7 protein-coding genes and 2 pseudogenes are annotated in these 5940 nt (G+C 32.9%); 6 read left to right on the top strand and 3 right to left on the bottom strand.

Going from position 1 to position 5940, the window contains the following annotated elements; translation table 11 throughout:
• Positions 1–313: 313 nt before the first annotated feature.
• The 4 genes from ASU02_RS20540 to ASU02_RS20525 all read left to right on the top strand — a co-directional run bounded on the left by ASU02_RS20540 (position 314) and on the right by ASU02_RS20525 (position 3816).
• Positions 314–514 (top strand): cold-shock protein, encoded by a 201-nt coding sequence (locus ASU02_RS20540; protein WP_053474558.1) that lies wholly within the window; start codon positions 314–316, stop codon positions 512–514.
• Between the two features lie 780 nt (positions 515–1294).
• A complete protein-coding gene (locus ASU02_RS20535; RefSeq protein ID WP_198317473.1) occupies positions 1295–1783 on the top strand; it encodes an RNA polymerase sigma factor in 489 nt (162 codons plus the stop codon).
• Complete coding sequence (locus ASU02_RS20530; protein ID WP_057767138.1) at positions 1780–2685, top strand: anti-sigma factor family protein; 906 nt, start codon at positions 1780–1782, stop codon at positions 2683–2685. The genes ASU02_RS20535 and ASU02_RS20530 overlap by 4 nt, the downstream gene beginning before the upstream one ends.
• Before the next feature lie 384 nt (positions 2686–3069).
• Positions 3070–3816 carry a formylglycine-generating enzyme family protein gene (locus ASU02_RS20525; RefSeq protein WP_057767136.1) on the top strand — a complete coding sequence of 249 codons (747 nt, stop codon included), beginning with the start codon at positions 3070–3072 and terminating at the stop codon, positions 3814–3816.
• A 447-nt stretch (positions 3817–4263) separates the two neighbouring features.
• Here the strand turns inward: ASU02_RS20525 and ASU02_RS20520 are convergent, their stop codons facing one another.
• From ASU02_RS20520 to ASU02_RS20510, 3 genes are read right to left on the bottom strand one after another with little or no spacing between them, the layout of a single operon-like run.
• The gene (locus ASU02_RS20520; protein WP_057767134.1) at positions 4264–4518 is read right to left on the bottom strand and encodes a hypothetical protein; all 255 of its coding nucleotides are present in this window, start codon (positions 4516–4518) and stop codon (positions 4264–4266) included.
• 26 nt (positions 4519–4544) lie between these two features.
• Positions 4545–4781, bottom strand: coding sequence for a hypothetical protein (locus ASU02_RS20515; RefSeq protein WP_057767131.1), 237 nt, complete (start codon positions 4779–4781; stop codon positions 4545–4547).
• Positions 4782–4814: 33 nt separating this feature from the next.
• Positions 4815–5408 carry a TetR/AcrR family transcriptional regulator gene (locus ASU02_RS20510; protein ID WP_057767129.1) on the bottom strand — a complete coding sequence of 198 codons (594 nt, stop codon included), beginning with the start codon at positions 5406–5408 and terminating at the stop codon, positions 4815–4817.
• 185 nt (positions 5409–5593) lie between these two features.
• Here ASU02_RS20510 and ASU02_RS27095 point away from each other — a divergent pair.
• Both ASU02_RS27095 and ASU02_RS27090 read left to right on the top strand, forming a co-directional pair.
• A pseudogene (locus ASU02_RS27095) lies at positions 5594–5694 on the top strand (GNAT family N-acetyltransferase); the annotation flags it as partial.
• Between the two features lies 1 nt (position 5695).
• Positions 5696–5940: pseudogene (locus ASU02_RS27090) on the top strand (GNAT family N-acetyltransferase); the annotation flags it as partial.

The raw sequence follows: 5940 nt of genomic DNA, 5'->3' as shown, positions 1-5940 counted from the left end.
TATGCCTAAATTTATTATAACATGATTAATTTTAAAACATTAAATGAAAAGTGTTGACTCATATTAGCTGGTATTCTTGAAGAAGGCGTTCTTTTTATATCGGAGCATTTTCTTCAATAACATTCGATAAAGAAATATCTTCATAAGAAATGAGAATTATACAATTTGCTATTTCATGATAGGTCTGTTACTCTTAGGAAGAATTATTTTTGTTCTTTTTTCAAAGATTGAGAATAGATTTTGTTTTTCGTCTAAGGTATTTGAGCAAGGATAGTAACACAATGTGTGAGGCTCACACGAGGAGGTAACAATTATGGAACAAGGTAAAGTTAAGTGGTTTAATGCAGAAAAAGGTTTTGGATTTATCGAGCGTGAAGCAGGAGAAGACGTATTCGTACATTTCTCAGCAATCCAGAGCGAAGGTTTCAAATCTTTAGACGAAGGTCAAAGTGTAACTTTTGAAGTTGAACAAGGTCAACGTGGCCCACAAGCTACAAACGTTCAAAAAGCTTAAATAATATCAAGTGGCAGACCCTAAATGGAGGGTCTGTTTTTTATTTGCTTAAATTGTTTTTATTTGTACTAAGGGACAGTAGGGTTGCAAATTCCAGATGATAAACAGAACAAGAGACTTTATCTATAGAATGAAAGCCATATTCAAATAAATGAATAGGGCTTATGCAACAATCATGAAACAAAATCGGTAATAGTACAAATGGTAGACCAAGTATAACACACTGTAGTAGTAAACCCTAATTTAACATTTTTATGGTGATTTTTCATTCTACAATTAAGATTGAGATCATGCTCTAGTTAATCCATTATAGGCGCTTTCCTGTAATAAGGATCAGCGCTTATTTTCATTTAAGGGAAATTACGTTTGTTTTAATAACAGCACTCGTATGGGCAGGTACAATGATCATTAAAAACAAAATTCGAAAATATAAAAATAAGGATTGATAATTTATTATATAGTTTGATTAATAACTCTGTGTATAAAAGCAGAATTTTTTTTATTCCACAATTGGGCCAGATTGTTGAAGATCGCTTGGTAATAAGATATTAGTTAGTGTAAAGATTGTATATATTTCACTTAAAATAAACCGATTTCATTGTGAACAATGTGGAGGAGAAATGGTCCCTGAATATTATAAAGGGATACATGGGAAGAAGTATCGACTACAGGGCCCAATAATTATGGTAGAAGAAAAAGGACCGGGCGTACTTTGTTCGGTTTTTCTTATATTTTTGTAAGATATTTGAGTTTATCGCGTCTTATATGTAAGGAGGTGAGATGGTGACACAGCTTGAGGATATTTATAATACATACTTTAAAGATGTATTTTTATATGTGTATAGTTTATCTGGCGATAAGCATATCGCTGAAGATATCACTTCGGAAACTTTTATGAAGGCATTAACATCGCTAGACAGTTTCAGAGGGGATAGTGATATCCGTGTTTGGTTATGCCAAATTGCCAAAAACAGTTATTACTCTTATTTGCGTAAGAAAAAAAGCTTTGTAGATTTTGAGTCGGTTCCAGAACCAGCTAGTGGAGACAATGTAGAACAAGAAATAACCACTTCAGAAGCGTCTATGAAGGTACATGAAATTATCCAGAATTTAAAAGAGCCATATAAAAAGGTCTTTACGCTCCGTGTATTTGGAGAACTGTCATTTAGGCAAATTGGCAAATTGTTTGCAAAAAGTGATAACTGGGCTTGTGTTACTTATTACCGTGCTAGAGAAAAGATTAAAGCACGATTGGGGGATTATCAATGAAAATTAGCTGTAATATGATTAGGGATATACTGCCGTTATATGTCGAGAATATGGCAAGTCAAGATACTAGAGATATAGTTGAAGAACATATGGCTTCTTGTGAAAACTGCAAAAAACGACTTGAAGAAATGAGGACTCTTGAAGAACTGCCAGTAGATACCGATATAGCTCCCTTAAGAAACATACAAAATACATTGAGAAGGGAAAAGCTACAAACGATTATTCTTTCAGTCATGGTAACATTGGTTTTTGCAGTGGTTACAATGGCTTATCTGACAGCGCCAGCATACATTTCTTATAATGAAAATGCGGTTTCAATCATCGAGAAGGATGACGGAACTGTACTTTTGAAATTTAGTGAAGAAGTCTCTGGATTCCATGTAGAACAATATCCAGCAGCAGACAATTCAGGTTATGTCTATGATATAACTACATGGGAAACGATCTGGCACCAGAAAATAAGCAAAAACAACCTAGAAAATACTGTCATAAACCCGAATGGAGAAACGGTCGCTTCAATCTATTATTACAATACCGATGGAAGTGAAAATATTTTAATTTATGGAGATCCAATAACGGATGGTTCTGTCATTACGTTACCTCGGCTAGTTTTAAGCTACTATGTGTTGTTTGCTATAGGATTTTTACTTATATGTGGAATTGGATTGGCCATATTCCGTAAGAACGAAAAAATAAGAAATGGACTAGAAAAAATTATTCTATTGCCAATCTCCTACCTGTTTGCTCACTTACTTATAAAAGGTCTTCACTCTACAACTTACCTTGCTAGACGAGACTTTTATGCAATATTACTAGTCACAATTTCTTTATATTTTGCGTTGTTAGCTGGAAGGAACATATTAAAAAAATTATCAATCAAAAAGCCGAAAAGCACTTTATAATAGTTGTTGCTTTCACTGGTTTATAATAGACTCACCAATCAGCGATTCTTTTCTTAATTTCAGTTCTATATTACTTGATACGGAAAGGTTTCCTGATGGATTCAGATTTCTAAAACATGGCCAAAAAGTATCCTTTGCAATGGTTGAAACCCCAAATCTACTGATCAGAGTCCATCTTCAACAACGGGCGCAATTCTTGAAGAGGAATTGTGCCTATTTCAGTAATCAGGCCAAATTCTTGAATCGTCTGCCAAATAAATCTGGATATTTATGTTAATATTAGGTTGAAATTGTGAAGAAATACTTAAATAATAGCCCTTAAAAAATATCTGAATAATGCGAGAGTTGTGTCGAATAACAATAATTCAAGTTTAGGAGAGGACGATGTTGGCAAACTTAAATGACTACTTAAAAGAATTGATGGTATATATTCCTGAAGGAGAAATACGCCTGCGGGATTTTCGAAATGAGCAAAAATGGATTAGTTCAAACTATAAATACGGAATGCCGGGTAGTAGAAAAAATTTAAAGGAAGTTATTTGGAATGTTGAGATTAAGCCATTTTATCTTGCCAAATATCCGGTGACAGAGGAACTTTATGCGATAATTATGGAGAAGAAATTTTTAACAAAAACTGAGGCTCGAAAACCAGTTGTTAATGTTACATGGATAGATGCAGTGAATTTTTGTAATTTATTATCTGATGTGTTGAGTTATGAAAGGTATTATTCTCTTGATAATGAAAGTAAATCAGTTTTTTGCAATTATAGTGTTAATGGTTTTCGTTTACCGACAGATGCTGAATGGCAATATGCATGTAAGGCAAATTCTAAAGGATACCGGTATAGTGAAATTGATGAAATTGCTTGGTATAAAGATAATTCTAGCGAACGAGTACACCAAGTTGGTGGAAAAAAGCCTAATGATTGGGGCTTGTATGACATGATTGGTAATGTTTGGGAGTGGTGCTGGGACTTATACAATGAAGAGACATTTGGTAATTACAGAATAATTCGAGGAGGAAGCTGGGCAGAAGAAGAACGTGGATGTGGAGCTACTTGTCGTCGAAAGAGTATGCCTGATTTTTATATTGATGATATCGGATTTAGAATTGCTCGATCAATCATTTAATAATTTGAATTTCCGAATGGGTATGTATGTTGGAAATATGAGGAATCCCACAAGGTTCATGGATCCAAAAGACGATATGGTTGGGCAATATCTTTTAAACTATCCAAGGGCCTTTACATTATATCTTATGTGAGTAGCTAAAAGGTTCTTGAAAATGTTGAATGATCTTCCATTAAAGGGCCAGATTGTGGAGTAACCTCTTTAATGAAAATTTAGTTTTCTTAGCTACCTTTTAAAGGAGATTGTGAAGAAAAGTACTTAAACTAATGATGCAGTTTAGTTCAATAAGAGGTACGATGTTTAGTAATATTATGGGGGAAACAGTTGCTTTTTCAGTAACTACAATACAAAAGAAAAAGCTGTCACTTTACAATAATTAGGTATAGATGAAGATATGGACGAAAAAGTATAGTCCATACCTCACCACCTACTCGAAAATGTTACTACTTATCTGCTAATCATTTTTACACTTTGTTGATATATGAAAACACTGCTTATTATTCCAAGGCCACCAAATAATGCAACCCATAAGTGGTTAGAAAAAAATCCATACATCAGAATTACAATACATATAATTCCACTTGAAAATGCACTGAATACTATGGGTTTTTTTGTTGGTTTAGGGAATCGAATAGAGGTTCCTAGATTTTTATTTCCCCATTCACAAGCAGCATCCATTATCGTATACATTTTGTCCAACATTTTTATCCCTCTCTTTTCTCCTAATTTTAAAATACGATGTAAGAAGTAAAAGCGTTAGAAAGAGCACCCAAAAAAGCTAACAACGAAGCTGATAAACAAACCAATCCGACAAACTTTTTCTTCTTCTGTTCTCTATTCTTTTTGGATATTGATATTAAAATTAACCCTAAGATTAATAGGGCAATTGCTACACTGATATCAAATAAGATAAAGAAAGGTGCAGTTTCTTTAAGAAAGTCTACAATACTCCAAAATAAACTCATTTCTATCCCGCCTATTCATATGAAATTAATCTTCTACTCAAAAACACTTGCTACCAACTGTTTAGTCATAAATTTAAAAGCAGTTAAATGATCACAATTCTTTGAAATTCCTTCTTTACTTGCAATACTTGAAAGAAGTACCGAGAAAGTGGAAAAGGCTAAATTTTCAGGAACTTTTAATTTGAGATCTGCTCGTTTGATCGCAGTACGAAAAAGATCGTTACTATCAAATGCTAGTTTTTCTTTCATTTCCTCGGATAATTTACTATAAAATGATGTGAAATCGGTCGTTTTTACGTCATAAATAAATGGTTTGCTTTCGTATTCGTAGTAAAGCTGAATTATTGCTGTTTCAAAGCTGGACTTTTCAGGGCGTTGTTTAATTCGCTCAATAAAATTCCCGTAAATAATTTCTTGAAGGTCATACAAAACCTCAAAAAAAAGTTCTTCCTTACTTGAATAAAATTTATAAAACGTACCTGTTGATATTTCTGTTTTCTCACACAATGCGCCAATGCTCGTCTCTTTATAACCCTGAGAAATCCAAAATGTCATACATTCATCTTTCAATTTACTTTTAATCAGAATTTTGTCTTCTTCTGAAAAAACTTTTTTTCCTCTTGCCACAAGTGAACACCTCCTTTACAAATTATCTATACGAATATTTTTTATGAATATTCGTTGTATATATTCATATACTACCATCAACACTGACTCTTAACAATGGATAAAGAATAAATAATCCACCTTTTTTAGCTGTGGCTTTAAAATAAAAAGAGCGCGCTAAATTAAATTGAAAGGTGTNCAAAAACATGATTACAAATCAACAATTAGTAATAAATAATTTTGAAGAAAAATTAAAAGTATTTACTCATGCAGTTAGTGGAGAACTTACACAGGAAGAAGATTTCGTNTATAGCAAATACAGAAATTCCTACTGATACATTCAATATATTATTGCCGAAATCTCCAATTATCAAAAATGCAGTTAAGATTAGACATGGAATCGATAATTTTTCATATAAAGAATATCCCTTTAGTATTTGGATTGATGCTCAGTATTTAAACGATGATTGGAAAATACTTACGCAAGAATATGACCTAAAAGAAACCGAACGTAATGTAATGATGAAACTTGAAAACACACTTAATGTTGGTC

Origin of the sequence: Cytobacillus praedii (assembly GCF_001439605.1) — a bacterium.
Classification (GTDB): Bacteria; Bacillota; Bacilli; order Bacillales; family Cytobacillaceae; genus Cytobacillus; species Cytobacillus praedii.
The sequence above is the reverse complement of the archived record's forward strand: the minus strand, read 5'-3'. Positions and strand labels throughout refer to the sequence as shown.